At 74.7% G+C, this 26,286-nt stretch carries 19 protein-coding genes; 8 read left to right on the forward strand and 11 right to left on the reverse strand.

The features are described 5' to 3' along the window. Positions 1 to 171 precede the first annotated feature (171 nt). Positions 172 to 1,185, reverse strand: coding sequence for an EamA family transporter (locus ACGF15_RS19405; protein WP_345615119.1), 1,014 nt, complete (start codon positions 1,183 to 1,185; stop codon positions 172 to 174). Positions 1,186 to 1,528: 343 nt separating this feature from the next. On the opposite strand from ACGF15_RS19405, the gene ACGF15_RS19410 reads away from it, so the two are divergent. Beyond that, a complete protein-coding gene (locus ACGF15_RS19410) occupies positions 1,529 to 2,428 on the forward strand; it encodes a class I SAM-dependent methyltransferase (protein ID WP_345615118.1) in 900 nt (299 codons plus the stop codon). 24 nt (positions 2,429 to 2,452) lie between these two features. Here ACGF15_RS19410 and ACGF15_RS19415 read toward each other — a convergent pair whose 3' ends face one another. The 3 genes from ACGF15_RS19415 to ACGF15_RS19425 form a co-directional block, all read right to left on the reverse strand. Continuing rightward, positions 2,453 to 3,958, reverse strand: coding sequence for a serine/threonine-protein kinase (locus ACGF15_RS19415; protein ID WP_345615117.1), 1,506 nt, complete (start codon positions 3,956 to 3,958; stop codon positions 2,453 to 2,455). Then, the gene (locus ACGF15_RS19420) at positions 3,955 to 4,713 is read right to left on the reverse strand and encodes a hypothetical protein (protein ID WP_392800425.1); all 759 of its coding nucleotides are present in this window, start codon (positions 4,711 to 4,713) and stop codon (positions 3,955 to 3,957) included. Before ACGF15_RS19420 ends, ACGF15_RS19415 begins: the two co-directional genes overlap by 4 nt. A gap of 225 nt (positions 4,714 to 4,938) precedes the next feature. Next, positions 4,939 to 6,993 carry an N-6 DNA methylase gene (locus ACGF15_RS19425; RefSeq protein WP_392800428.1) on the reverse strand — a complete coding sequence of 685 codons (2,055 nt, stop codon included), beginning with the start codon at positions 6,991 to 6,993 and terminating at the stop codon, positions 4,939 to 4,941. A gap of 244 nt (positions 6,994 to 7,237) precedes the next feature. Here ACGF15_RS19425 and ACGF15_RS19430 point away from each other — a divergent pair, with 244 nt between their 5' ends. Further along, positions 7,238 to 8,065, forward strand: a complete 828-nt coding sequence (locus tag ACGF15_RS19430; RefSeq protein ID WP_345615114.1) for a DUF4190 domain-containing protein — start codon at positions 7,238 to 7,240, stop codon at positions 8,063 to 8,065. Between the two features lie 91 nt (positions 8,066 to 8,156). Here the strand turns inward: ACGF15_RS19430 and ACGF15_RS19435 are convergent, their stop codons facing one another. From ACGF15_RS19435 to ACGF15_RS19455, 5 genes are all read right to left on the reverse strand, one after another. Beyond that, positions 8,157 to 8,906 (reverse strand): N-acetyltransferase, encoded by a 750-nt coding sequence (locus ACGF15_RS19435; RefSeq protein WP_362614688.1) that lies wholly within the window; start codon positions 8,904 to 8,906, stop codon positions 8,157 to 8,159. A 54-nt stretch (positions 8,907 to 8,960) separates the two neighbouring features. After that, the gene (locus tag ACGF15_RS19440) at positions 8,961 to 9,716 is read right to left on the reverse strand and encodes an HNH endonuclease family protein (RefSeq protein WP_345615112.1); all 756 of its coding nucleotides are present in this window, start codon (positions 9,714 to 9,716) and stop codon (positions 8,961 to 8,963) included. Positions 9,717 to 9,795: 79 nt separating this feature from the next. Then, the gene (gene mfd, locus ACGF15_RS19445) at positions 9,796 to 13,329 is read right to left on the reverse strand and encodes a transcription-repair coupling factor (RefSeq protein WP_392800433.1); all 3,534 of its coding nucleotides are present in this window, start codon (positions 13,327 to 13,329) and stop codon (positions 9,796 to 9,798) included. 264 nt (positions 13,330 to 13,593) lie between these two features. Beyond that, entirely contained in the window at positions 13,594 to 16,170 is a 2,577-nt protein-coding gene (locus ACGF15_RS19450) for an FtsX-like permease family protein (protein ID WP_362613735.1), read from the reverse strand. After that, positions 16,167 to 16,955 carry an ABC transporter ATP-binding protein gene (locus tag ACGF15_RS19455; RefSeq protein ID WP_345615109.1) on the reverse strand — a complete coding sequence of 263 codons (789 nt, stop codon included), beginning with the start codon at positions 16,953 to 16,955 and terminating at the stop codon, positions 16,167 to 16,169. Before ACGF15_RS19455 ends, ACGF15_RS19450 begins: the two co-directional genes overlap by 4 nt. Positions 16,956 to 17,713: 758 nt before the next feature. Between ACGF15_RS19455 and ACGF15_RS19460 the strand changes: the two genes are divergently transcribed. From ACGF15_RS19460 to ACGF15_RS19475, 4 genes are all read left to right on the forward strand, one after another. After that, complete coding sequence (locus tag ACGF15_RS19460) at positions 17,714 to 18,193, forward strand: hypothetical protein (protein WP_392800436.1); 480 nt, start codon at positions 17,714 to 17,716, stop codon at positions 18,191 to 18,193. Positions 18,194 to 18,375: 182 nt separating this feature from the next. Continuing rightward, positions 18,376 to 19,062, forward strand: coding sequence for a hypothetical protein (locus tag ACGF15_RS19465; RefSeq protein ID WP_392800438.1), 687 nt, complete (start codon positions 18,376 to 18,378; stop codon positions 19,060 to 19,062). Between the two features lie 185 nt (positions 19,063 to 19,247). Further along, entirely contained in the window at positions 19,248 to 19,814 is a 567-nt protein-coding gene (locus ACGF15_RS19470) for a DUF485 domain-containing protein (protein ID WP_392800440.1), read from the forward strand. Next, complete coding sequence (locus tag ACGF15_RS19475; RefSeq protein ID WP_345615101.1) at positions 19,811 to 21,439, forward strand: cation acetate symporter; 1,629 nt, start codon at positions 19,811 to 19,813, stop codon at positions 21,437 to 21,439. Before ACGF15_RS19470 ends, ACGF15_RS19475 begins: the two co-directional genes overlap by 4 nt. Before the next feature lie 106 nt (positions 21,440 to 21,545). On the opposite strand, the gene ACGF15_RS19480 is transcribed toward ACGF15_RS19475, so the two are convergent. Both ACGF15_RS19480 and ACGF15_RS19485 read right to left on the reverse strand, forming a co-directional pair. Further along, positions 21,546 to 23,813: an SUKH-4 family immunity protein gene (locus ACGF15_RS19480; protein WP_392800443.1), complete on the reverse strand. Its 2,268-nt coding sequence runs from the start codon at positions 23,811 to 23,813 to the stop codon at positions 21,546 to 21,548. Positions 23,814 to 23,820: 7 nt separating this feature from the next. Then, positions 23,821 to 24,840 (reverse strand): SMI1/KNR4 family protein, encoded by a 1,020-nt coding sequence (locus ACGF15_RS19485; RefSeq protein ID WP_345615099.1) that lies wholly within the window; start codon positions 24,838 to 24,840, stop codon positions 23,821 to 23,823. A gap of 224 nt (positions 24,841 to 25,064) precedes the next feature. On the opposite strand from ACGF15_RS19485, the gene ACGF15_RS19490 reads away from it, so the two are divergent. Further along, positions 25,065 to 25,583 carry a YwqJ-related putative deaminase gene (locus tag ACGF15_RS19490; protein WP_256525871.1) on the forward strand — a complete coding sequence of 173 codons (519 nt, stop codon included), beginning with the start codon at positions 25,065 to 25,067 and terminating at the stop codon, positions 25,581 to 25,583. A 12-nt stretch (positions 25,584 to 25,595) separates the two neighbouring features. Further along, positions 25,596 to 26,090, forward strand: coding sequence for an SUKH-3 domain-containing protein (locus tag ACGF15_RS19495; RefSeq protein ID WP_345615098.1), 495 nt, complete (start codon positions 25,596 to 25,598; stop codon positions 26,088 to 26,090). Positions 26,091 to 26,286 lie beyond the last annotated feature (196 nt).

The raw sequence follows: 26,286 nt of genomic DNA on the forward strand, positions 1-26,286 counted from the left end.
CACCTCCCCACCCTAAAAATATAACCCCCACCCCCACTAAACAACCACCCCCCCCCAATCGGCTCCCGCGTGGGGGGGTCTCCACCGTTGTGTTTTTGGGGGGGGGGGGGGGGGGGGGGGGGGCTTCACCCCCCCCCCCACGGCCCGCGGAGACACCGCAGAGTGGCCGAGTCAGTCCTTGACCCGCAGGGTCGGCTCCGCCGCACGCCGACCGGGCTCCGGATCCGGGTCGGCCGGACCACGGGAACCCGCTCGGCCGCCCCCCTCGTCGACGGCGAGGAAGAGGACGGCGAACATCAGCAGGGCCGTGCCGGCGAGGACGACCGGGTTGAGCCGCTCACCGAAGACCAGGACCCCGATGGCCGCCGCGGTGAGCGGCTCCACCAGGGCGACCACGGAGGCCGTCGTCGCCCGCACCGCCCCGAGGCCGATGAAGAACAGCGTGTACGCCAGTGCCGTCGGCGCCGCCCCCAGGTAGAGGATCAGGCCGAGGGTCCACGCCGCGTGCTCCATGTCCGGGAGCAGGCCCTCCACGAGCGCCATCGGCAGCAGGCAGACCGTGCCCACCGCGAACCCCGTCACGGTGGACTCGAAGGCGCCACCGGCGTTCTTCCGGCCCGAGGAGCGGCCCAGCAGGGTCACGCCCGCGTAACCGGCGGCGGAGAGCAGCGCGTAGCCGATGCCCAGGACGGGAGCCGGGCCGGTGCTCCCGTCCGCGCCCCCCATCAGCAGCACCAGGCCCACGACGCCGCTGCCGACGGCGGCGGTTCCGGCGGCGCCGGTGCGCTCGCCGAGCGTGAACCGCGCGCCGACGGCGACCAGCACCGGGCCCGAGCCCAGGGTCACCACCGTGGCCACGGTCAGCCCGGCCTGCTGGACGGAGGCGAAGTAGGCCGTCTGGTAGACGGCAAGGCCGAAGCCCGTGACCAGTGCTCGACGGGGGTTCGCCGCGAAGGTGGCGCGCAGCGACTGCGCCGTCCGCGGCCGCCGGGACCGCCGGACCAGGTGGGCCAGCAGGAGCAGCCCCAGTCCGGCGAGGAACCGCCAGAAGGACACGGAGACGGGGCCGATCCCGCCGACGTCGTACAGCTCGGCGGCCACGGCACCGCCGGTACCCCATGCTGTGGCCGCGATCGCGACATAGAGAACACCCCGCCGAACGGGCAGGGCAGAAGAGGACTGCAACTGAGGTCTCCTCGATTGAAGGGCATCACGATGCTTTTCGAGGGCAACTCAGATCGCCGCCCCGGTAGCCCCGGGACGGCTCTGTATGGGCTGCCCGCCTTAGACGGCGGGCGGCGGAGGCGTCAGGAACAGCTGCATGGTGATCATCCTAACGGGCGCGGGGCGGACGTGGAGCGGTGACGGGGGATCTGCTCCGGCGGCCGGCGGTCCGCCCCCTCGCCGCACGTCAGGGGGCCGCCCGCGCACCGGACGCGCATCCGCCATCCGCAGGACACCGAGACTTCATCCCCCGCGCACCGGAGGGTGGTTGGCCGCGGCGGCGCGCCCCGCTACCTTCCCGGTCATGCTTCTTCTCCGCAACCGTCTGACGAAGCGGGTGCTGGCCCCCGCGCTCACCGTGCTCGAAGGGCGGGTGAGACGCGGCCTGGAACCCGAACTGGCCTCGCTCCGCCGCGAGGTGGACGAGATGCGCCGGCAGACGCACGCGGTCGGGCTGCTGCTCGACGGCACGGGCCGCGGACCGCACCGCATGCCCCCGCCCGGGGAGATCGACCGCCTGGTCGAGGAGGTCCGGGCCGTCACCGGCAGCGAGCACGCCCGCCGGGGAGTGGTCGTCGCCTACCGGACGCTGGTGGCCCTGGAGGCGCTGGGCATCGGGCGGTTGGCGGGGTCCACACCCAACATCTGCGGCAAGCTCGCCGCGGTGCCGCTGCTCTCCCCTCCGAACGGGAGCATCCTGGAGATCGGCACGCTCTACGGGCTGTTCGCCTCCGCGCTGGTGCGGATGGTGCACCGGGCGGGCATCGAACCGGACCTGACCATCGTGGACCCGCTGGCGGGCTCGCAGCTCCAGCCCGGGACCTCCCAGCCGGCCGACCCCACGGGCACACCCGTGCGGGAGGACGTGCTGCGGGCCAACCTGGCCCTGGCGGGCGGGCGTTCGGCGCTCGACGCCCGGATCAGGCAGGGCTTCTCCGGCGATCCGCAGATCCGGGCGGAGGTCTCCGACCGGGCCTACGGGGTGATCGTGGTGGACGGCGACCACTCCGAGGAGGGCGTCGCGGCGGACCTCGCCTGGGTGGAGCGGATCGCCGCCCCGGGCGGGATCGTGGTCCTCGACGACTACGGCGACCCGGCCTGGCCCGGTGTCCGGGCGGCCCTGGACGCGCATCTGGCCTCCGGGGACTCGCGGTTCGCGCTGCTGGGCCGCGCGTCCACCTCGGCCTTCCTGCGCGCCCGCTGAGGGAGCCGGTCCGGGGCGGGGCGCTCAGCCGCGCAGCTGCTGCTGGCGCTCCAGCGCGCGCCGCAGCTCCACCGGGAACGGGTGGTACGGCCCGTACGCGCGCTCCGCGTCGTACAGCAGGGAGCGGAACTGGTGGCCCGCCGCGGTGTGGTCGCCCACGGCCAGCAGCAGATGGCCGATCCGCTGGCGGACCTGGAGCGCCCGGTCCCGGTCGGCGGCCTCGTAGGACGGCAGCACCGCGCGGTACTCGGCGAGCGCCGCCGAGGGGTCGCCGAGGTGCTCCAGGCACTGGGCGGCGTCGTGGCGGAACTGGAGCGCCTGGGTGTCGGTCCAGCCCGCCTCGGCGGCCCGCTCCTGGGCGAGCCGGCGCAGCTCCGGCAGCGCGCGCCGGTACTGGCCGTCGTCCATCAGGGTCGCCGCGTACTGCTTGCGCAGGATCCGCACCACCTGCGAGTGCTCCCCGTGCTGCGCAGCGGCGGCCGGGAGGATGCCGCCGAGGATGTCCACGGCCCGGGTGATGCCGCCCTCGCCGAGGAGCCGTTTGACCTCGTCCACGGCCGCGGCGACGTCCACCCCCGGCGGGGGGCCGGCCGGGGCCGGGGCCGTGCCCGACGGCGCCGCGGTGCCGTCGGGCCAGGGCGCGTGCGGGCGCAGGAAGGGGCGGGTCGGATCGAGCGGGCCGCGGGTCGCCCCCCTGGCGGGCAGCAGCGGGGCCAGCGCCGCGTACACCTCCTGGGCTCCGGACGGGCGGTGCTGGGGGTCCTTGGCGAGCAGTCTCAGGACGAGGGCTTCGAGGGGCTCGGGGACGTCCGGGCGCAGCCGCCGCACCGGCACGGGGGCCTCGTGGAGGTGGCGGTGGAGCACCCCGAGGGCGGTGGAGCCGCTGAAGGGGACGTCCCCGCTGAGGAGTTCGTGGAGCAGCACCCCGAGGGCGTACAGGTCGGTGTAGGGCCCGACGGCGCCGCCCAGCGCCTGCTCGGGGGCCATGTAGCCGGGGCTGCCGACCGGTGACCCGGTGTGGGTGAGGCGGGTGGTGTCGGAGTCGATGACGGAGGCGACCCCGAGGTCGAGCACGGTGACGGTGCCGTCCGGCTTGACCATCACATTGCGCGGCTTGAGGTCGCGGTGGACGATCGGCACCGCGTGGACCGCGCCGAGCACGGAGCAGAGCTGGGCGGCGACGGAGACGGCCCACTCCCAGGGGTAGGGGTCGTGCTCGGCCAGGTGGTCGGCCAGGTCGGCGCCCTCGACGTACTGCATCACCAGATAGAGGTCGTCCCCGTCGCTGCCCGCGTCGTGGACCGTGACCAGCCCCGGATGGCAGACCTGGGCGGTGACCCGGCACTCGCGGACGAACCGGCGGCGCATCTCCTCGGCGGCGGTGGCGGCGGCCATGTGGTCGGGGCGGAGCAGCTTCACGGCGACGCGGCGGTCCAGCCGCCCGTCGTAGGCGGTCCAGACCTGGCCCATGCCGCCCTGGCCGATCAGGGCGGAGAGCTCGTAGCGGTCGGCGATCATCCGCCCGTTCACCGGCCGCCGCCGTTCCCCGGTGTGCTCCCCTCGCCGGGGCGGTCCCCGTGGTCGGGTCCGCGCAGCAGGTCGCTCAGCTCGTCGAGTTCGGCGCGTACCTGGTCGATGCGGGGTGTGCCCGCGCCCGGGGCGGCGGGGGCCCCGGGGACGCCCGGCCCGGGCGGGGCCGCGGGCGGGGCGGGCGGGGCCGCGGGGGCGGGCGGGTAGCCGTATCCGGTGCCGGGTGCGGGGCCGGACGGCGGGCGGTAGGGGGGCGCCGCCCGGTCCGGTCCGGCGTACGGGCCGGGCTGCGACGGCGGACGGGGGCCGGGGCGCGGGTAGGGGCCCGCGGTGGGCGGGGGCGTGCCGTAGGGGGACGCCGCCTGTCCCGGCGCGGCCGGCCAGCCGCCGGGGGCCCGCGGCTCCTGGTAGTGGCTGATCTCGGCGATCAGGTAGTGCACGGGCACGCCGAAGGCGAGGCCGAGGAGCACCACCGCGCAGACGGCGTCCAGCGGGCCCGTCTCCGGCTCGCCCTGGTCCCCCGTGTCGGCGCCGAAGGCCCCGAGCACCACGAACGCGGCGACGGCGAGCAGCAGCGCGCCCCAGAACAGCAACCAGTCGGGCCGCCGGCGGCGCAGGACGGCGATGCGCAGCATCGCGGCCCAGGCGAACAGCCCGAGGCTGAAGACCGAGAGCGCGACGAGGACGACGCGTACGACGACGAGCAGCGCCGTCGAGGGACGCGGGGAGTGCGGCACAGGGCCGTGGCCGTGCATTCCTGCTCCTGGGTGCCTGAGGACGAGGCGGACGGGCGGGGCGCCCCAGGTCGTGTCCGACACATCCCGCTTGGCGCGCGACGCCCGGCACGCATCCCGCCCTACGGGCGGACAGCGCCATGTGCCAGGCACGACCTGGGGGCGGGGTGAAGCGTATACACCGACGCCCGTGACGTGTTCCGGGTTGTACCCAACCGTTGTGCCCGCGCGGTCCGTCCCGACGCGTCAGGGCAGGACCCGGCCGTCCGTCAGTCCGTCGTGGAGCCCCTGCACCAGCCGGTCACCGAGGCGCCCGGCGAGCCGCAGGGCGTCCTCGAACTCGCTCAGGGCGCGGAAGCGCTCGCCGTAGCGCCGCTGCTCGGCGAGGGGCAGCCGGGGCAGCTGGAGTCGGCGGACGTCGAGCCGGGAGGCGGTGGAGGCATGGCTGCTGGCCTGCCGCCGGTTGGCGCTGCCGCGCAGGAAGCCCGCGAGGAACCAGGGGTCGAGGGTGGCCGGGTCGGGGCGCAGCAGGTACAGGTGGCGGCCGAGCACGGCACCCGCGAGGGAGGGGTCCGCGACCCGGACGAACGCTCCGCCGCCGAGCACGGGCACCAGCACGTCCCCGGGCGCGATCAGCACCGGTTCCTCCCCGGAGGCGTCGGGGAGCGTGCCGGAGGGCGGGCGTCCGGCGATCAGGTCCTGCTCGGTGAGGACGGGCGGCCGGCCGTCGGCCGGGGAGCCCCCGGCGCCGCCGGAGCGCAGCTGGAGGGCCCCGGCGCGGGCGAGTTCGCCGACCGTGGCCGACGGCCGGCTCGCGGCGGTGACCGCGGCCTCCGCGGGGGCCGGGGTCAGCGCGGTGGCGCGGGAGAGGGCGCGGGAGAGGTCCCCGGCGACCCGTGACAGCTCGGCGGTGCCCGCCGCGGCGGGGGGCGGCAGGCTGCGTGCGGGGGTCAGGTCCACCTCGTCGTCGAGGAGTTCGAGGACGGGCACGGCGCGGCTCACCCCGGGGGCCTCCGGCGGGGTGCCGCCGCGGTCGAAGGCCCGCCAGGCGTCGAGGACGGCGGTGCGCACGGCCGTCCAGTCGAGCCGCTCCCGCGCGCCGTCGCCGCGTCCGCCGTCCTCGGGCGACGCGAGGGCCGCGGTGTCCACGAGCAGCAGTTCGGAGGCGGGCGGGCCGCCGGGGGCGGGCCTGCGCAGCACCCACAGGTGGAGCGGGATGCCGTACGGGGGTGCGGCGCCCGCGGGCAGGGCGACGACCGCGCGCAGCGCGCCGCGCCGCAGCAGCCCCGCGCGGACGCGCCGGCCCGAGCGCCGGGAGGCGACGGCCGGGGGCATCAGCAGCACGGCGGTCCCGCCGGGCCTGAGCCGGGCCAACGCGTGCTGGACCCAGGCCAGCTCGGACTCCGTGCGGGCCGGGAAGCCGTACTCCCAGCGGGGGTCGTAGGCCAGTTCCTCGTGGCCCCAGTTGCGTTCGTTGAACGGCGGGTGGCACAGCACGGTGTCGGCGGCCAGCCCTTCGTGGCCGTCGGAGCGCAGGGCGTCGCCCCCGGCGGCGCGGACCGGGGCGCCGCCGTGCAGGGCGAGCCGGAGGGCGGTGAGCGCCGCCAGGTCGGGGTCGGCGTCCTGGGCGCACAGGGCGGTCGGGCGGCGGGCGGCCCGCAGCAGGGCGCCGGTCCCGCAGGCGGGGTCGAGCACGGTTCCGGCATCGCCCGCCAGGTCGGCCATGAGCTCGGCGGCGGGGGCCGGGGTGAGCGTGTACTGCCGGGGGTTGGCATCGAGGTGGCGGCCCAGCAGGAACTCGAAGGTCTGGCGTGCGCCGGTCGCGGCGGCGAGTTCGGCGGCCGCGCGCAGCAGCGGCGCGGAGTCGTCCAACTGCTGCGGGGACGGCGTGGGAACGGCGCGGGAGGTGCCGAAGCGCCGTTCGAGGACCGTGTCCAGCACGACGGCCAGCCCTGTGCCGAAGCGCTCTTCGGGGGCCGCGGCGAGCGCGGGCCAGTCGGTGGGCCGCTCGTGCACGGCGAGGAGCACGCAGGCCGTTCGGACCAGGGCCGTGACGGCTCCGGCGGGGTCCCCGGCGAGCTGCTGCCAGACCCTCTCGCGCAGCGGGACCTCCGCGAGTTTGCCCTGGTCGCGCAGCCACTGCTCGATCTCGGCGAGCGCGAAGGAGGGGCTGGCCTCGGTGCCGCCCACGGGCTTGGGGAAATCGGGGTGGCGGCGGCGCCAGTTGCTCACGGCGGCGCGCCCCACACCGGCGAGCCGTGCGATGCCCGCCGCGGTGACCTCGGCTGCGTTCTCCGGCATCCGGCTTCCCCTCGTCAGGCGCTCGGGCTCGTGAGCGGCGTGTCGGCGGCGCGTCGCAGGACACCTGATCACGCTGCTGTGACGACGATCCTAACCGCGCCTCATGGGACAGACGGTTTCACAGCGACATAAGGCAACAATAAGATAACCCTGTTGACCCGGTTCACAGGCTCTGCTCTCATTGACTCGAACACAGCGGATCCTCTTGGGGGTCCTACACACATCCCTTGGGGGGGATCCACGCATGTCCCAGCCGACCCAGCAGCCTCCGTACGGAGCGCCGCAGCCCTACAACCCGGGCCCCGCGCCCGCTCAGGCCCGCAACGGCCTCGGCACGACCGCCCTCGTGCTCGGCATCATCGGCCTGCTCATCGCCTTCGTCCCGCTGCTGTTCTGGCTCGGCGGCATTCTCGGCCTGCTCGCCCTGATCTTCGGTCTGGTCGGCCTCGGCCGGGCCAAGCGCGGCGAGGCCACCAACAAGGGCGTGGCCGTCGCGGGCACCGTGCTCGCGGCCCTCACCCTGGTGGCCAGCGTGTTCATGGGCATCGTCACCGTGATGGCCGTGGACGAGGCGGTCGACGAGATCAACAAGGCCGTGGACGCCAGCGCTCCGAAGGAGGCCGGCGCCGCCGCCGAGAAGCCCGCCGACGCCACCGGCGGCACCGAGGACAAGGCCAAGGGCGAGACGCTCGCGGCGGGCGACTCCGTCGTCTACGACGACGACGTGACGGTCACCGTCTCCGCGCCCAAGGCGTACTCCCCGAGCGAGTTCGCGATCGGCCACACCTCGGGCAACAAGGCCTACCAGGTCACCGTCGTGATCGAGAACGCCGGTACGGAGAAGTTCGACTCCACCCTCACCACCGCCGACGCCCGCGCCGGCGAGGGGGGCGTGGAGGCCGAGCAGATCTTCGACGACACGGTGGGCGGCGGCTTCGAGGGCACCATCGCGCCCGGCAAGAAGGCCACCGTGGTGTACGGCTTCGACGCCCCGGCCGACGCCAAGACCCTCACCGTCGAGGTCTCCCCCGGCATCTTCTACGACTCCTCCCAGTGGGAGCTGACCCTCTGATCCGACGCGGGGCCCGCACGGGCCCCGCACCGGCAGGGGGAGGGAGCGGGCCGCGACGGGGGAGCGGCCCGCACCGCCGTCCGAGGATGCGTCACAGCCGGTGGCGCACCCACACGTTGGGCTCCACGTACACCGCGTAGCCCCGCTCCGCCTCGACGTGCACCGGCACCAGGGCGCCGGGCACGTGCAGCGGCCCCGAGACGTCGAAGGCCAGGCCGGTCCACCGGCGCCACTCCTCCGTCGAGCCCGACACCGTCATGGAGGCCGGGGCCACCTTCTCCAGCACACCGCCCGCACGGGCGTGCACCCGCAGCCAGGGGTCGTACGGCAGGCCGTCCCCGTCCCGCTTCCGGAACGCGTACTCGGCCATCACGGCCTCTGGTTCCGCGCTCTTGGCACTCGGCCGCACGGGGGCGACGAGCTGGGCGAAGCCCCGCCCGCGCACGAGCTCCCGCAGGGCGTGGAGCATCCGGCCCGATATGCCCCGGCCCAGGTGGTCCGAGGACACGGTGATCTCCACGGCGCTGACCGTGTCCGGGCGGCGTCCGTGGCGCAGGTCGGAGAAGGCCCACAGCACCACCTGGTCCCAGCCCCGGTCGGGCAGCTCCCGGCGCCCGTCCATGTCGAGGACGAAGGGCACGCTGAACGCCTTGGCCACGATCGGCCCCTCGGGGCCGTCGGTCGCCACGAGCACGTACTCCGGCAGCTCCGCCATGATCCGGCCGATGTTCGCCCAGCCGACGGGGTCCTCGCCGATGAACGACTCCCAGGTGTCGGGCATCTCCCACAGCAGGGGCCGCAGTTCGGGGCGTTCCGCCAAGGTGGTGATCATCAGGTCCATGGGCGCAGGCTAACCGCGCCGGGCCCGCCCCTCCCACCGGATTTCGCCCGGGCCTCAGCCCCCGCACCACCGGAGCATGGCCTGCTTGTCGGCGCCGGTCACCGGCAGCTCGTACGCGTCGGCGACCTGCGCGAACCGCACCGCGTACGAGCAGCGGATCGCCTTGTTCGGCGGCAGCCAGGACGCCGGGCCGGAGTCGCCCTTGGCGGAGTTCTCCCGGCCGTCCACCGGCAGCAGGTTGAGCGGGTCGTTGGCCAGCCGGCGGCGCTTGTCCTCCGGCCAGCGCGCCGCGCCCAGCTGCCAGCTGTACGACAGCGGCACCACGTGGTCTATCTGCACCTCGGCGGCCTTCGCCTTGCGCCAGGCGATGTCCTTGCCGGTGTAGGGGTCGTGCAGGTCCATCGAGACGACCACGCAGTCGGAGCCGTCACGGAAGCGGACGTTCCGCCCGTGCAGCCGCAGCAGGTCGTTGCGGGTGTCGCACCCGTTCCTCGCCAGCGGCACCCCGTCGGCCGTGTCCATCCAGGCATAGCCGAACTCGTCCCGGTCGTAGCCGGTCTTCGGGCCGCGCCCCTTGACGGCCAGGCCCTCGATCAGGCTGCGCGCCTCCGCCAGCCGCCCCTCCGGCAGGGCCGCCAGGCCGGCACGGGTGCCGTCCGGGTTGTCGAGCGGGCCGGCGCCCCGCGCGGCGGGCGCGCCGGTGTCCGCCTCCGGTCCGGCCCCGCCGCGCCCGATGTCCTCGCAGCCTGCCAGCAGTGCCACCGCGAGCAGCGCCGCCGCCCCGCCCCTGATGCTCCGTGTTCCCCTCACGCCCCCTACGGTACGGGGCCGTTCGCCGGAACGCCGCCGCCCCGGGCGGCCACCGGGGCGGGCGGGACGGGCGGACGGGTCAGGAACCGAGGACGGTGGTGAGGAACTCGCCGGTCCACGCGAGCAGTTCGCGACCGACCACGGGCTTGCCGCCGATCTTCCCGGTGGTGGGCCGCGGAACCAGGACCTGGTGGACGGCCGGTTTGACCACCGCCCGAGGGTGCAGCCGCTTCAGCCGCAGCTCCTGCGACTCGCGCAGCTCGACCGGTGCGAAGCGGATGTTCGGCCCCTGGAGCACGATGTCGCCGACCCCGCAGGCCCGCGCCAGCATCCGCAGCCCGGCCACCAGCAGCAGGTTCTCCACGGGCTCGGGGAGCTTGCCGTAGCGGTCGGTCAGCTCCTCGCGCACCGCCGCGATGTCCTCCTGGGAGGCGGCGGAGGCGATGGCACGGTACGCCTGGAGCCGCAGCCGCTCGCCGGGGGCGTAGTCGTGGGGGACGTGGGCGTCCACCGGGAGCTCGATCTTGACCTCCAGCGGCGGCTCCTCCTCCGTGCCGCCCTCCAGGGAGGCGCGGTAGTCCGCGACCGCCTCGCCCACCATCCGCACGTACAGGTCGAAGCCGACGCCCGCGATGTGGCCGGACTGCTCGCCGCCGAGGAGGTTGCCCGCCCCGCGGATCTCCAGGTCCTTCATGGCGACGTACATGCCCGCGCCCATCTCGGTGTGCTGGGCGATGGTGGCGAGGCGCTCGTGGGCGGTCTCGGTCAGCGGCTTCTCCGGCGGGTAGAGGAAGTACGCGTATCCGCGCTCCCGCCCCCGGCCGACCCGCCCCCGCAGCTGGTGCAGCTGGGAGAGGCCGAAGTTGTCGCCCCGCTCGACGATGAGGGTGTTGGCGTTGGAGATGTCGATGCCCGACTCGACGATCGTCGTCGAGACCAGCACGTCGAACTTCTTCTCCCAGAAGTCGACCACCACCTGCTCCAGCGCCTGCTCCGACATCTGGCCGTGCGCGGTGGCGATCCGCGCCTCGGGCACGATCTCGCGCAGCCGCGCCGCGGCCCGGTCGATGGACTCCACCCGGTTGTGGATGTAGAAGACCTGCCCCTCGCGCAGCAGTTCGCGCCGGATCGCGGCACCGATCTGCTTCTCCTCGTAGGGGCCGACGAAGGTCAGCACGGGGTGCCGCTCCTCCGGCGGGGTCGTGATCGTGGACATCTCCCGGATGCCGGTGACCGCCATCTCCAGGGTGCGCGGGATCGGGGTCGCCGACATGGTGAGCACGTCGACGTTGGCCCGCAGCTTCTTCAGCTGCTCCTTGTGCTCCACGCCGAAGCGCTGCTCCTCGTCGACGATGACGAGTCCGAGGTCCTTGAACTTCGTCTCCGAGGAGAACAGCCGGTGGGTGCCGATGACGATGTCGACGGAGCCGTCCCGCAGCCCCTCCAGGGTGGCCTTGGCCTCGGTGTCGCTCTGGAACCGCGACAGCGCCCGGGTGGCGACGGGGAACTGCGCGTAGCGCTCGCTGAAGGTGCCGTAGTGCTGCTGCACGAGCAGGGTGGTGGGCACCAGGACGGCGACCTGCTTGCCGTCCTGGACCGCCTTGAAGGCGGCGCGGACCGCGATCTCCGTCTTGCCGTAGCCCACGTCGCCGCAGATCAGGCGGTCCATGGGGACGGTCTTCTCCATGTCCTCCTTGACCTCGGCGATGGTCGAGAGCTGGTCGGGCGTCTCGGCGTAGGGGAAGGCGTCCTCCAGCTCCCGCTGCCAGGGTGTGTCGGGGGCGAAGGCGTGTCCGGGGGCGGCCATCCGGGCCGAGTAGAGCCTGATCAGGTCGGCGGCGATCTCCTTGACCGCCTTCTTCGCCCGCGCCTTGGTCTTGGTCCAGTCCGCGCCGCCGAGGCGGTGCAGTGTGGGGGCCTCGCCACCGACGTACTTGGTCACCTGCTCCAGCTGGTCGGTCGGGATGTAGAGCCGGTCGCCGGGCTGGCCCCGCTTGGCGGGCGCGTACTCGACGAGGAGGTACTCGCGGGTGGCGCCCTGCACGGTGCGCTGCACCATCTCGATGTACCGGCCGACGCCGTGCTGCTCGTGGACGATGTGGTCCCCGGTCTCCAGGGTCAGCGGGTCGATGGTCTTGCGGCGGCGGGTGGGCATCCGCTGCCCGTCCTTGCCCGCCGCCTTCTGTCCCGACAGGTCCGTCTCGGTCAGCACCGCGAGCCCCAGCGAGGGGGCCACGAAGCCGTGGTCGGCGGAGCCGCGGACCACGTGCACCACGGAGGGCGAGAGGTCGGTCAGGTCCGCGTCCAGGCGGGCGGCGACGCCCTCGCCGCCGAGGACCTCCACCGTCCGGGAGGCCGGGCCGTGCGCCTCGGTGACGTAGACCGTGCGCCAGCCGTCGGCGAGCCAGCCCTTGGTGTCGGCGAGTGCGCGGGCCGTGTCGCCCCGGTACGCCTCGGGCGCCTGCAGGCCCAGGCGGAGGGTGTCCTCGTCCGCGTCCTCGGCATCGGCCGCGAACGGCGAGACGGACCACCACATCATGCCGAGTTCCCGGGCCCGGTCCCGCACGTCGGCGATACCCCGCAGGGAGGCCGCGCCCACGTCGATCGGGGCCTCTCCGCCGCCCGCGGTGGCCGCCCAGGACGCCTGGAGGAACTCCTGGCTGGTGGCGACGAGGTCGGCGGCCCGGGTACGCACCCGCTCCGGGTCGCAGACCACCGCCATGGCGCCCTTCGGCAGCACGTCGAGCAGGAGTTCCATCTCGTCGACGAGGACGGGCGCCAGGGACTCCATGCCCTCGACGGCGATGCCCTCGGCGATCTTCCCCAGCAGCTCGCCCAGTTCGGGATGGGCCTCGGCGAGCTCCGCGGCGCGGCGGCGCACCTCGTCGGTGAGCAGCAACTCCCGGCACGGGGGCGCCCACAGACCGTGCTCGGCGACCTCCAGGGAGCGCTGGTCCGCGACCTTGAAGTAGCGGATCTCCTCGATGTCGTCACCCCAGAACTCCACCCGCAGGGGGTGCTCCTCGGTGGGCGGGAAGACGTCCAGGATGCCGCCTCGGACGGCGAACTCCCCGCGCTTCTCGACCAGTTCGACGCGGGAGTAGGCGGCGGCCGCGAGCGAGGCGACCACCTCGTCCAGATCCGCCCGCATCCCCGTGCGCAGCGCCACCGGCTCCAGGTCGCCCAGCCCCTTGACCTGCGGCTGGAGCACCGAGCGCACGGGGGCGACGACCACGTTGACCGGCCCCGCGGCCGGGTCGTCCGCGGAGGGGTGGGCGAGGCGGCGCAGCACCGCGAGACGGCGACCCACCGTGTCGGAGCGGGGCGAGAGCCGCTCGTGGGGAAGGGTCTCCCAGGAGGGGAACTCCACGACGCCCTCGCCGGGCAGCAGGGAGCGCAGCGCGGCGGCGAGGTCCTCGGCCTCGCGGCCGGTGGCCGTGACGGCCAGCACCGGGCGCCCCGCGCCACGGGCGAGCGCGGCCACCGACAGGGGCCGCGCCGCGGGCGGACCGACCAGGTCGACATGCGTCCGGTGGCCGTCCGTGGCCGCTTCGACCGCTTCGGCGAGCGCCGGGTCGGCTACGACGGCATCGAGGAGACCGTGCAGGCTCATGAAGGGCTTCCGTCCAGGAATCGAGGGGGGTGGGCAACGCAAACCGCCCGGCGCGTCGTGGGCCCCCGCGTCGGGGACGCGGGGCGGGCCGGGGGCTCCAGCCTACGACGCGCGGGGGGCGCCCGCGCGGGCGATCCGCGGGCGGGGAGCGCGTTCGGCCACCGGACGGCCACGCTCCGCACAGGCCCGGCGGGCGGCCCGGGGAACGCCCGCGGCCGCCGCCGGGGCGCTCCCCGGCGGCGGCCGCGTCCTGCGGAAGTGCCCCTACTCGGTGGCGATCGCGTTCAGGACGTTCATCCGCCCCGCGCGGAAGGCCGGTACCAGTGCCGCGAACAGGCCGACGAAGGCGGAGCCCACGAACACCGCGCCGATCGTCGGCCACGGGATCTGCAGGACCTCCAGGCCCTCCAGCGCCAGGAGCTGCTGGGCGGCGGTGCCCCAGCCCATGCCGAGCCCGAGGCCGAGCAGGGCGCCGAACAGGGCGATGACGACGGACTCCAGGCGGATCATGCGCCGCAGCTGCCTGCGGGACAGCCCGATGGCCCGCATCAGGCCGATCTCACGGGTCCGCTCCACCACGGACAGGGCGAGGGTGTTCACCACACCGAGGACCGCGACGATGATCGCCAGCGCCAGCAGGCCGTAGACGATGTTCAGCAGCTGGCCGATCTGGTCCTTGAGGTCCTCCTTGTAGTCGGCCTGGTTCTTCACCGTGTACTGCGGGTACTCGGCGAGCGCGGACTTCAGGGCGGTGTAGGCCGCCTCCTCCTGGCCCTCCTGCGCCGTCGCGAACATGATCATGTTCTGCGGCATCAGCTCGGCGGGGAGGTACTTCTCGGCGGTGGCGAGCGAGAGGTACTTGACCCCCCGGTCGATGTTGGTGTCGTCGGAGGTGACGGCGGCCACCGTGAGCCGTGCGACGGCACCCCCGCGGAACTCCAGCTCGACGGTGTCGCCGACGGACACGCCGTGCTGCTCGGCGTAGTCGGAGCCCACCGACAGGGCGTCCGGCCCGTAGGCGGCGGCGAGCTCCCCCTCCAGCGTCTCGCGGCGCACGTCCTCGGCGTAGGTGGCGTCGGCGGCCACGAGGTCCGCGGGCTCCGCGGAGCCGTCGGGGGCGGTGATCGTCGCCGGCAGTGGGCGGTAGCCGGTGACATGGGCCAGGCCCTCGGTCCGCGCCAGCGCCTCCCCGGCCTTCGGCACGATGGGAGCCCCGTCCTGGGCGGCGGACTGGACGATGAAGTCGGCGCCGACCGAGCGGTCGAGCTCGTCCGTGGCGGAGGCGACCATCGAGGAGCCGACCACCGACAGGCAGGCGACCAGCGCGAGCCCGATCATCAGCGCGGCGCCGGTGGCACCGGTGCGGCGGGGGTTGCGCAGCGCGTTGCGCTCGGCCATCCGCCCCACGGGGCCGAACATCCGCAGGACGAGCGCCGAGAGGACCCGTACGACGCCGCCGGCGAGCAGCGGGCCGACGACCACGAAGCCGACCAGCGTCAGCAGGATGCCGAGGCCCAGCAGGACCGACCCCTCGGACGCCTTGTCCGCCCGGGTCGCGGCAAGGAGCGCGGCACCGCCGGCCAGCGACAGGGCGAGGCCGACCGCGCCGCGGACGCGCCCGGCGCGGCCGTCGGAGGGCGTCCCCGCGTCGCGGAGGGCCGCCATGGGGGAGATCTTGCCTGCCCGGCGGGCGGGCAGGTAGGCGGCGACCACGGTGACGACCACGCCGAGCGCGAGCCCGACCACGGGGGTGGTCCACTTCACCGTCAGGTCGTCGAGCGAGAGGTTCATGCCCACGGCCGACATCAGCTTCATGAGGCCGACGGCCAGCCCCACACCGGCGGCGACGCCCGCGAGGGAGCCGACGAGGCCGAGCAGCAGCGCCTCGGTGAGCACGGACCGGTTCACCTGGCGCCGGTCGGCGCCGATCGCCCGCATCAGCCCGATCTCGCGGGTGCGCTGGGCGACGAGCATGGAGAAGGTGTTGACGATGAGGAACACGCCGACGAGCAGGGCGATCCCGGCGAAGCCGAGCATGGCGTACTTCATCACGTCGAGGAAGGAGCCGACCTGCTCGCGGCCCGCGTCGGCCGCCTCCTCGGCGGTGCGGAGCGTGTAGGGGGCGTCGAGCGCGGCGTCGAGGTCCCGCTTGAGGCGCTCGTCCGTCACGGAGTCCTCGCCGGTGACCAGGATCTCGGTGAAGACGCCCTCCTCGCCGAGGAGGGTGCGCTGCGCGGTGGCGGTGTCGAAGTAGACGATCGCGGCCCCGGGGTTGGTGACCTGGAACGAGGCGATGCCGGAGATCCGCGCGGTGAAGTCGCCGGTGACGGCGATGGTCCGCAGCTCGTCGCCGAGCTTCAGCCCGTGCTTGTCGGCGGTGTCGCCGTCGACCATCACCTCGGTGGGCCCGCGCGGCGCCTGCCCGGAGGTGATCTTCATCGACTTGAGGTCGTTGTCGGTCCAGTTGGCGGCGATGGTGGGGGCACCGCTGGTGGACCCGACGTTCTCGTTGTCCGCGTTCACCACGGTGACGCTGAGCGTGGCGACGGCGCCCTGGGCGGACTCCACGCCCGGGACGGCGCGCACCTCGTCGACCACCGAGGCGGGCAGCGTCCTGGGGACGCCGCTGGCGGGCCTGCCGTCGTCGTCGGGGCCCTCCGGACTCACGGTGACGTCGGCGGAGGCGACCGCGAAGAGCTTGTCGAAGGTGGTGTTCATCGTGTCGGTGAACACCAGGGTGCCCGAGACGAAGGCCACGGACAGCAGGACCGCCACCGCGGAGAGCGCCATCCGGCCCTTGTGGGCGAGGAAGTTGCGCAGCGAGGTCTTGAGGACGGTCATGAGGTGCGCCCCCGGGCGTCGAAGTCCTTCATCCGGTCGAGGACGGCCTCGGCCGTCGGCCGGAGCATCTCGTCGACGATGCGCCCGTCCGCGAGGTAGAGCACCCGGTCCGCGTAGGAGGCGGCGACGGGGTCGTGGGTGACCATGACGATGGTCTGGCCGAGTTCGTCGACCGAGCGGCGCAGGAAGCCCAGGACCTCGGCCCCGGCGCGGGAGTCCAGGTTGCCGGTGGGCTCGTCGCCGAAGATGATCTCGGGACGGGCGGCCAGGGCCCGGGCGACGGCCACACGCTGCTGCTGCCCGCCGGAGAGCTGGTTCGGCCGGTGCTTGAGCCGCTCCGCCAGGCCGACGGTCTCGACCACGCGGTTCAGCCAGGCCGCGTCGGGCCGACGGCCGGCGATGTCCATGGGGAGGGTGATGTTCTCCAGGGCGTTGAGCGTCGGCAGCAGGTTGAAGGCCTGGAAGATGAAGCCGATCCGGTCCCGGCGCAGGCGGGTGAGCTTCTTGTCCTTGAGGCCGGTGATCTCGGTGTCGTCGATGAAGATCTGGCCCGAAGTCACGGTGTCGAGACCCGCGAGGCAGTGCATCAGCGTCGACTTGCCCGAGCCGGAGGGACCCATGATCGCGGTGAACTGCCCGCGGTGGATGTCCACGTCGACGTGGTCGAGCGCGACGACGCGCGTCTCGCCGTCGCCGTAGGCCTTGACGACCTGCCGCCCCCGGGCGGCGACGGCGGCCGGCCCTCCGGTCTCCCCGCGTGCGGGGGTGGTCACAGCCGTGGTCACGGTCGGTCTCCTAGCTCTGGGGTGCGGTGGTCCCGGGGCGGGCGGGCCGCCTGCCGGGGTGCTTCGAGTCTTCCGGCCCGGGGAGGGAAAAGCGCTGGTGCGCGGCGCAGTCGTGAGGCGGGGGTTTTCCCCACCCCCGTGCGCCGGGCTCCCCCCTGAGGGCGTAAGGACACGGTAAGGAAAGAGGTGTTCCGGCCACGTCGTCCGCCGGGACGAACGCTCCCCGGTCCGGAGTAAGGGGCGGCCCTTAGGGGTGTCCGCCCTGGGGCGGAGGCGCGGGTACGGCGGAAGGGGCAGGGCCCGGGGCCGCGTGTACACCCCACCGCCGGGCGGGGGCGGCGGGGGTGGTGCCGGCTGGGTGCGGCCGCCCGGCGCGCGGAGGGTGAAGTCGTACCGGTTCCGGCCGGGTTCGGGCCGGGGCGGGCCGGGGAGTTCGGTGGCGCGGCCCGGTTCGAAGGGGTTGGTGCTCCCGTCCTCCGAGGGCCGCCACGCGGTGCGGACCGAGCCCTGCGGGGCACGGGAGGATTCTTGCGGAGTCTGCCACTTCTCCCACTCACACCGCCTCTCGGCGGCGGTGGAGGATGGGCGCTCGGTGGGCGGCAGGGGCCTTCCCCGCACGCCTGCGGGGGTCCGGCCTGCCGCCCGTGCGACGTCGGTCCGGCGAGAGGAACATGTGCATGTATCGGGTTCGGGGCACTTCCGCAGCGGCAGGGAACGCGACGGGTCTGCCCGCGGCCGCAGCTCGGAGAAGATCCGCCATGCCGCCGGGGCGACGCCGGCGTGTGCGGCTGACCGCGCTCCTGCTCGCGTTGCCGGGTGCGGCCGTGGCACCGCTGCTCACCGCGCAGCCGGCAGCCGCGACGACGGCGACACCGACCGGTGGCACGGTATGCATGCGGTCGGCGGCGGACGGCGTCTTCCGCTGGGACGAGGCCACCCCCTGGGCGCGGATCACGCCGGGTGGATCAGTCGGGCAGAGCGTGCCCTGCGAGGCCGTGGCCACCACCGACCCCGTGGAAGCCGGCAACGGGGGTACCGGCGGCTGCCACACCACCGCTCCCTTCAGCCTCTCCGCCGTACTGCTCGAGCTCAGGGACCGCTCCGACCTGACGGAGACGGAGAAGGTTCTCCTCACGCAGCACCTCGTCCATCGGTGGGACAGGGTCTTCAGCATGGAGGCGAGCGTGTGCAGTGCGATCGAGCGTGCCAAGGACGAGCTTCTGGCGCCTGTTCGGTGACCCGGCCGGCCGGCCCGGTGCCACCGGCTCCACGGCACCGGGCCGGCCGGGTTCTGAAGCGTCGTCCGTGAGCGCGGAAGGTACGGGACCTCCGTTCTCCCCGGAGCGCCGCCGCCACCGGTGGGTGGCTGCGGCGCCCGGCCCCTCTTCAGCTGTACGAACCGGAAGGGAAGCACACACGCATGCCATCGATCCGACGAGCACCGGTCCTGGCGGGGATCGCGGTGGGGGTGCTGGGGCTGGCCGCGTCGCCGGCCGCGGCGGCCCAGAACCGCACCCTGGTACTGGACGCCACTGACCCACTGGCGGCCAAGGCCCTGCAGATCTGCTACGACGTGCACCAGTTGTCGTCGTGGCCCCACTACAACAACGACTGCAGGATCAGCTACACCCCGTCCTCGTACCAGACCGCGCCCGGGCCGGAACACCAGGTGGGCGACCGTGTCCTCAACTACGCGTCCACGACGGTCACCCACACGCTGGCCTGGTCGGACACCGTCACCAGCTCGGACAGCTTCGAGGTCGGCTCCTCGGTGAAGTCCGCCGTCTGGGGCGTGGCGGAAGCCGCCGTGACCGCCAAGTACACCAAGACCTGGACGCGGTCGAGCACCGTCTCGCAGACGAACAGCCTGCCGGTCCCGGCCTGCAACGTCGCCTGGTTCGGCAGGGCCGCGGAGATGGGGACGGCCACCGGGGACCTGCGGCTCGACTTCGAGGCGGGCACCAAGATCCGGAGCGGCACCAAGAAGCTGTACCGGCACGTCGTCATCAACAACAGCACCTTCAGCGCGCCCACCGGCAGGAACGACCTGATCATCGCCCGCTCCCGCGCGATGACGCCGGAGGAGCGCACCGCCTGCGCCTCCTGACACCCGTCGGCCCCGGAGCGGGCGAGGGCCCGCTCCGGGGCCGGCGGGGGCCGCGCACAGAATCGTCACCGAACTGCCATACCGTACGGTCGGTAACCCCTTACGGCGCCCTCTACCGGTGAGTAACGTACCCGGACCACCCGCGCCACCCGCCCCGTCCCCCTCGGGCGGCAAGGAGCATGCCGATGTCGTACCACCCGCCCTTCCCCGAACCGCCGCCCCGGCACGCATCCGGGACCCACCGCGCCCGCCCCGGGAGCGCCGGCCCCCAGTTCGACTCCCCGCACCCCGCCCACCCGGCCGGGTACGGCCCCTGGACGGAGCCCGCGGCCGGCGCCTGGGCCGACCCGGCCGGGGACCCCTGGGCGGGCGCGCACGGCACCCCGCACGGCACCCCGCACGCCCCCGGGGCCGCCGACGAGCGGGGAGCGGTGCGCCGGCTGGGCTCGGCCTACCGGCTGCTGCGGCGCGTCGCCACCCTCACGGCGCTGGGCTACTTCGTCCTGTACCTGCTGCTCTCCGCCTACGCGCCGGGGCTGATGACGGGCTCCGTCAGCGGCGGGCTCACCACCGGCGTCCTGCTCGGACTCGTCCAGCTCCCCGTCGCTCTCGGGGCCATCGCCCTCTACGAGGCCATCGCGCGCCGCCGCGTCGACCCCCTGGCCGCGGGGATACGGGAGCGGGCCGCCGAGGCGGCCGCCGACGAGGAGCGGACCGCCGCCCGGCGCGCCCCGGGGGGTGCCTTCGCATGAACGGCCTGACCGGATTCAGCTCCGAGGCGCAGACCCTGTCGCTCATCGCCTTCATCACGGTCATCACCGTGACCCTGCTGCTGTGCGTGATGACCGGCCCCGACCGCGACGACCTCGGCGAGTTCTACACCGGCTACCGCTCCCTGTCCCCCGTGCAGAGCGGCCTGGCCATCGCCGGGGACTACATCTCCGCGGGGACCGTGCTCGGCACCATCGGCATCATCGCCCTGCTCGGCTACGACGGGCTCTCGCTCACCCTGAGCACGGTGCTCTCCCTGGTGCTGATGATGTTCCTGCTGGCCGAACCGCTGCGCAACGCGGGCCGGTTCACCATGGGCGACGTCCTCACCCGGCGCACCCCCGGGCCCGCCGTGCGCATCACCACGGCGGCGGTCACCCTCCTGGCCCTGGTGCCGCTGGTGGTCTTCCAGCTCGCCGGGGCGGGCGACCTGCTCGCCGTGGTGCTGGGCTTCGACACCGACGGCTTCAAGACCGGGGCGATCGTCTTCCTCGGCCTGCTGATGATCGCCTACGCGGCGATCGGGGGCATGAAGGGCACCGCGTTCATCCAGATCGTCAAGACGGTGGTACTGCTGGGCGCCTCGACGGCGGTGGCCGTACTGGTGCTGGAGCGGCACGACTTCAGCCTGCCCACGCTGCTGGACGCCGCGGCGGCGGGCAGCGGCGCCGGGGACGCCTACCTGACCGCCGGGCTCCAGTTCGGCGGGGACGACCTCGACATGATCAGCGCACAGCTGACCGTGGTGCTCGGCGCGGCGGTCCTGCCGCACATCACCATGCGCATGTTCACCGCGCGCAGCGCCCGCGCGGTGCGGCGGTCCATGTCGTGGGCGGTGTCCACCGTCGTCGTCCTCTGCCTGCTGATCGCGGTGATCGGGTTCGGCGCCGCGGCCCTCGTCGGCCACCAGGGGCTCCTGCAGGGCGACCCGCAGGGCAAGACGGCCTATCTGCTGGTCACCCAGGCCGTCCTCGGCAGCGAGCCGAACCCGGCCCAGACGCTGCTGTTCACCGCGGTCGCCACGGCCGTCTTCCTGACGCTCCTCGCCTCCGTCGCGGGCATCACCCTGGCCTGCGCCAACACCCTCGCGCACGACCTCGTCGCCCACGGGGTGCGCCGCCGGCGGCTGAGCCACACCACCGAGATGGCCGTGGCACGGGCGGCGGCGGCCGGCGTGGGCCTGGCCGCACTGGCGGTCGCGGCCGTGGCCCGGCACCTCAACCTCCAGGCACTGCTGATGCTCTCCTTCTGCATCGGCGCCTCCGCCGTGGCACCGGCGCTGGTGTACAGCCTGTTCTGGCGCCGCTTCTCCCGCGCCGGGCTGCTCGGCACCCTCGTGGTGGGCACCGGCTCGGCGCTGCTGCTGATGACGGGCACCAGTCTGGTCTCGGGTTCGCCCCAGGCGGTCTTCCCCGACGTGGACTTCCACTGGTTCCCGTACACCACGACCGGTCTGGTGTCGGTGCCGCTCGGCTTCCTCGCGGGCTGGCTCGGCACCCTGCTCTCCGAGCGCCGCCGGGGCCCCGACGCGGAGCGGCTGCGGTACGAGGAGGTCGAGGCGACCATCCTGGCGGGCGTGCCCGCGCCGGAGCGCGCCCCCGTCTGAGCGGGCGCGGGCACGCAAGGGGGGCGCCCCCGGTCACCGGACCGGGGGCGCCCCCTCGTGTCGCGCGGCGGGGCGCCCCGCCGTGGGCCTCAGCCGTGCGGACGGCTCACAGCAGACCGTCCCACATCTGCTCCAGCAGCACCGACCACCAGCTCTCCGGCGAGGAGAGCGCGGCCGGGTCCAGGGCCGCCAGCTGCGCCTGGAAGTCGACGGTCCACCGGCCCGCCTGCTCCGGGTTCAGGCCGTAGCGCAGCCGCCACATCCGCCCGAGCAGCGCCATGCACCGCACGAACTCCGGCAGTCCGGTGTTGACGAACTGCGGTGCCACGGGCTGCCCGCCGGGACCGGCCTCCACCGGCACGGCGACGATGTGGGCGGTGCCGTACTGGACGCAGATCGCCCGCCCGAAGTCGCTGCCCAGGACCAGGTAGGACGCGGCGTCCGACGCGGGCTGCAGCTGCCGCTGGGCGGCCAGCTCCGCCAGCGTCGGCACCACGGGGTGCGCGGGCTGCGCCCAGAAGAAGGGGTTGAAGTCGGCGGGCAGTCCGGCCCACACCAGGGTGGCCGCCACGATCTCCGGGACCCCCTGGCGCGAGACGGCGCGCTGGTCGAACCGCAGCAGGGCGGGCCCGAAGGCGGCGGCCAGCTCCTGCGCGGCGCCCTCCGGCGGGACCGGCGGTGCCGGCTGCACCTGGGGCAGCGGTGCCCGCACCGGTGCGGGCCGGGCCGGGCCGTCCGCCACCTGGTGCAGTTCGCCCTGGTGGGCGAGGAGTTGCCGCACGCCCTGCCGGCGCGAGGCGTGGTCCGCACCGTACGGGGCGATCGAGGTGATCCGGGCCTGGGGCCAGGTCTCACGGATCATCCGTGCGCAGTAGGCACCCGGGAGTTCGCAGGACTCCAGCTCGGTGTGGAGCTCCAGCACCGCCTGCGGGGGCACGTTCATCGCCCGCAGCTCGTGCAGCATCTGCCACTCGGGGTGCGGGGTGCCGGGGGCCGAGCGGCGGATCAGCTGCGCCTCGGAGCCGTCGGGGGCGCGGTAGCGCAGCACCGCCTGGTACCCGGGGCCGACCATCGGCGCGCCCGTGGGCGGCTGGGGGTAGCCGTAGCCCTGGGGGGCGCCCGGCAGGGGGCCGGGAGGAGCGGGGGGCGGCGGGGCGCCCGGGCCCGGCCGACCCGGATCGGACAACATCGTCGCCGCATGGTGCGCACCGCCCGGGGGCGGCGGGGTACCGCCCCCGCCCGACGGCGGAACCGGCCCAGCCCCCGCGCCGGGCGGCGGAACCGCCCCCGGAGCAGGCGGCGGACCGGGAGGACCCGGAGGCGGCGGGACACCCGGACCCGCCTGGGGCACCAGTGCGGTCGGCTGGTAGCCGCCCGGGGGCGGGGTGGGGGTTCCCGGCGGCGGGGTGCTGCCGGCCCCTGCCGGGCGAGCTCCGCGCGGCGGTACGGCGGCCTTGCCGGTGGCCGCGTCCGCGATGTCCGCCGCGCCGGGGGGCGGAGGCGTGGCACCGGGGGAGGCGTCCAGGGCGGGGGCCACCGCCGTGGGCGGCAGGGCGCTGCCGCCGGGCATCAGCGCGGTGGGGGCGTCGGCGGGTACGGGCGGAGGTGTGTCGTCACCGCCGAGCGGCGGGGCGAAGACCGTCGCGGGCAGCGGCACGGAGGCGTCGCCGCCGTTCGTGCCGCTGGTGTCCGTCCAGCCGGTGGCGCCCGGGGCGGCGGGCACGCCGTCCTGCGCGGTCGGCTCGTGGTCCTGCGCACCGCCCGGGGCGGCGGGCCACGGGGTCGCGGGCGCACCACCGCCGGTGTCCCCGGTGCCCGCGGTGTCCGCCGGGGCGGGGGCGGCGTCCGAGGGGTCCTCGCCAGGGGGCTCCGCGCGAGGGGCGGGGACCGCGGCGGCGGGCACGGCGTCCGAGGGCCCCGCGTCCGAGGGGACGGCGCCCGAGGGAGCACGGCCGCCGGCCGTCCCGCGGGCGTCCGCACCCGAGGAGCGGTGGTCCGGGATCCCCAGCCGGTCCGCGGCCTCCTGGAGCCACTCCGGCGGGGTCAGCAGGAAGGAGGTCTGGTTCAGGTCGATCCGCTCCGGGGCCCCGGCCTCGGGCGGGGCCGCGGCGGCCCGGGACCCGTACTCCTCCTCGTAGCGGCGGATCACCTCGCCGACGGGGAGTCCGGGCCACAGGGTGGCCTCGCCGCCGTCCCGGGCGATCACCAGCCGCTGGCGGCCGCCGTCCGAGCGTGCGACTCCCTCGCGGTCCTCCGCCCAGACGACGAAGCCCAGTTCGAACTCCCGCACCCGCACCTCGCGGTGCTGGTAGGCGGGCACGTCGCCGTTGACCCACTCCTCGGCGCGCTCCTGCGCCTGCGCGAACGTCACCATCGGCCGATCACCCCTCGCCCGGCTCGCGGACCGGCACGGCCTGTGCGAAGCCGCCGTCCACCATCAGATTCGCCACGGTCTCCAGCTCCGGCGGGCTGCCCGCGAGGCGCTGGAGGAAGTCGTCGAAGTCCTCGCCGCACGGCAGCAGCAGCCGCTCCGTGCGTTCCTGGACGCCCATGCCGTCCCGGTCGCGGGCGTCGTCGTGGGCGCAGAACCACACCGAACCGGTGCCCGCGCCCTTCACCCTGACCGCGAGGATTCCGCCCTGCACGAAGGCGACGCCCAGGTAGTCCTTGGTGAGATGGTCGCGCAGGCACTTGTTCGCGTAGACCAGGTCGTTGACGGCCGCCTCGTCCCGGACGGTGAGGAACGGCTGGTCGACCAGGAGCCCGAGCTCCGCGTCGAGGGCCGCCCCCACCGGGGCGCAACCGCCCGCCGCCTTGAGGAAGGTGCGGTAGGCGCCCGGCAGCCGGTAGCCCAGGTCCTCCTCCACGCCCAGGAGCTGGTGCTCGGTCACCGACACGGCGCCGCGCGGGACGGCGAAGTGGGCGGGGCGGGTCTCCTGGAGGGGGCGCGTACCGCGCTTGGCCTGGTCGACCCGGGCCGTGGCCAGGCCACCGTGGTGGCGCAGCAGCGCCTTCACCTCGACCGGCACCAGTTCCAGGCGCCGGGTGCCCGCCACATGGTGCCAGGTCCAGCCGTGCGGGGTGGCCACGGCGGGCAGCCCCTCCCACAGCGGGTGCCCCTCGGCGTGCAGGGCGGCGTTCGCCGACACGTAGTCGGTCAGGCGCAGTTCGTCCACGCCGAAGCCCTCGGGCGGTTCGGCGATCTCGGCGGCCGCGCGCGCGTACGGCGAGAAGTCCGGGTATCCGTGCGCGTCGACCCGCACCCCCTGGGGGTGGCGCGCCGCGCGCACCGGGTCCGGGAAGTGCACGACCTGCCCGGCGTAGGCCGCGTTCGGTGGCGCGGCACCGGCGCCGGCCCCGGGGCTCATGGCTGCCCCCAGGCCCTGCCGACCTGTCGTCATGGCGTTCTGCCCCCTGTGGCGTCTGGCTGGTGCAGCACAGCCTATGCGGTACGGCAAGAGGGGCCCGCGGCCCGTCGCCTCCGTAACGAACAGTCACTTCCGGGTGACACGACACGCCCCCCGGCGACGCGTTTCGGCGACCCAGCTTCCCCATGACCCGCCCTCTTTGGCAGGCTGGCCCTTTGCATGACTCGGGGGAGTGCACGGAGGGGATCCACAGGACCATGCACGCAGCGCAACCAGGCTCGGCGCCCGGCACGACGGGCGACCCGCGCCTCAGCTGGAGCAGTGACGAGGCGCCACGACCGCCCGTGCTGCGCCAGCGCAGGGACGGCATCCTGCCCGCCGTGGCCGCCGCACTCTCCGTCCGCGGGGAGACGCTCACCGGCACCGCGGGCAGGAGCGAGCGCCCCCCGCCCCTCCATCCGCTGGTGCAGGACTTCTTCGACACCCTCACCAGCGGCCAGCGCGAGCGCTTCACCGGGCGGTGCCCGGAGGCGATCCTGCTCTCCCGGCACCTCGCCGCCGCCGAGGGGCGGCGCTCGAAGCGCGCCCAGCGCAAGCCCCTGACGCAGAGCGAGGCACGGCGCTCCCTCAAGCACGCCCGGCTCACCGCCCGGCGCATCCGCGAGGACGGCGATCCGCTGCACGGCACCTACGCGCCGCCGTGCCGCTCCTGCACCGCCCTGCTGGACCACTTCGGCGTACGTGCCGTGGACCCGACCGCACCCGAGAACGGCTGACGCGACCCACCCATGCCCGATCACCTGAGCACCACCCGTTTCCCCGTGGCCGTGGACGCGGCCCTGCGCGAGGCCGGTTGGCAACCCGGCCGCTGGGACATACAGCAGGCGGAGCACTGGGCGGACAGCCTGCGTGCCCACACCTCGCCGGCCGGCCACCGGCACAGCGTGTTCCCCGCCGTGGTGGAGGCATGGGCGGAGTTCGGCGGGCTGAGGCTGGTCGCACCGGGTCCGGGCCGCCAGCACGCCCCGGCGCCGGTGGTCTTCGACCCGCTGGCCGGGCTCCATCTGGCCCGCACCCTGGGGGACCTCGGACGGGCGCTGGAGACGGAGGTGTCGCCGCTGGGACGGGAGGGCGACCACCAGGCCGTGCTGGCCATGGACGCCGAGGGCCGGGTCTACAGCATCGACCACACCGGCGACTGGTACCTCGGTCCGGGCATCGACGAGGCACTGTCCACGCTGGTCACGGGGACGCAGCCCGCGCGTCTCACCGCCGGGGGCTGACGCTGCCCGGTGGCGGCCGCAGGCCCGGTGCGCCCCGGTGCCGCAGCGTTCCCGCACCCGCGCGGGGGCCGAACGGGTGGGGCCGCCGGACTCCGCGTACGCGGGGACCGGCCGTGCAGGCCGCCAGCTCCGCCGGGCCGCCGGTCCGGACCCGGACCCGCGCGGGCGCCGGCGTGCCCGTCAGGCAGCCGGGCTC

The organism is Streptomyces sp. NPDC048001 (genome assembly GCF_043203115.1).
GTDB classification, from domain to species: Bacteria; Actinomycetota; Actinomycetes; order Streptomycetales; family Streptomycetaceae; genus Streptomyces; species Streptomyces sanyensis.

Bases quoted from the DNA above. Each gene is read 5' to 3' on its own strand.
- ACGF15_RS19410 (WP_345615118.1), top strand. From the start codon at position 1,529: ATGCTTCTTCTCCGCAACCGTCTGACGAAGCGGGTGCTGGCCCCCGCG.
- ACGF15_RS19420 (WP_392800425.1), bottom strand. From the start codon at position 4,713: ATGCACGGCCACGGCCCTGTGCCGCACTCCCCGCGTCCCTCGACGGCG.
- ACGF15_RS19425 (WP_392800428.1), bottom strand. From the start codon at position 6,993: ATGCCGGAGAACGCAGCCGAGGTCACCGCGGCGGGCATCGCACGGCTC.
- ACGF15_RS19430 (WP_345615114.1), top strand. From the start codon at position 7,238: ATGTCCCAGCCGACCCAGCAGCCTCCGTACGGAGCGCCGCAGCCCTAC.
- ACGF15_RS19435 (WP_362614688.1), bottom strand. From the start codon at position 8,906: ATGGACCTGATGATCACCACCTTGGCGGAACGCCCCGAACTGCGGCCC.
- mfd (WP_392800433.1), bottom strand. From the start codon at position 13,329: ATGAGCCTGCACGGTCTCCTCGATGCCGTCGTAGCCGACCCGGCGCTC.
- ACGF15_RS19450 (WP_362613735.1), bottom strand. From the start codon at position 16,170: ATGACCGTCCTCAAGACCTCGCTGCGCAACTTCCTCGCCCACAAGGGC.
- ACGF15_RS19460 (WP_392800436.1), top strand. From the start codon at position 17,714: ATGCCGCCGGGGCGACGCCGGCGTGTGCGGCTGACCGCGCTCCTGCTC.
- ACGF15_RS19465 (WP_392800438.1), top strand. From the start codon at position 18,376: ATGCCATCGATCCGACGAGCACCGGTCCTGGCGGGGATCGCGGTGGGG.
- ACGF15_RS19470 (WP_392800440.1), top strand. From the start codon at position 19,248: ATGTCGTACCACCCGCCCTTCCCCGAACCGCCGCCCCGGCACGCATCC.
- ACGF15_RS19475 (WP_345615101.1), top strand. From the start codon at position 19,811: ATGAACGGCCTGACCGGATTCAGCTCCGAGGCGCAGACCCTGTCGCTC.
- ACGF15_RS19480 (WP_392800443.1), bottom strand. From the start codon at position 23,813: ATGGTGACGTTCGCGCAGGCGCAGGAGCGCGCCGAGGAGTGGGTCAAC.
- ACGF15_RS19485 (WP_345615099.1), bottom strand. From the start codon at position 24,840: ATGACGACAGGTCGGCAGGGCCTGGGGGCAGCCATGAGCCCCGGGGCC.
- ACGF15_RS19490 (WP_256525871.1), top strand. From the start codon at position 25,065: ATGCACGCAGCGCAACCAGGCTCGGCGCCCGGCACGACGGGCGACCCG.
- ACGF15_RS19495 (WP_345615098.1), top strand. From the start codon at position 25,596: ATGCCCGATCACCTGAGCACCACCCGTTTCCCCGTGGCCGTGGACGCG.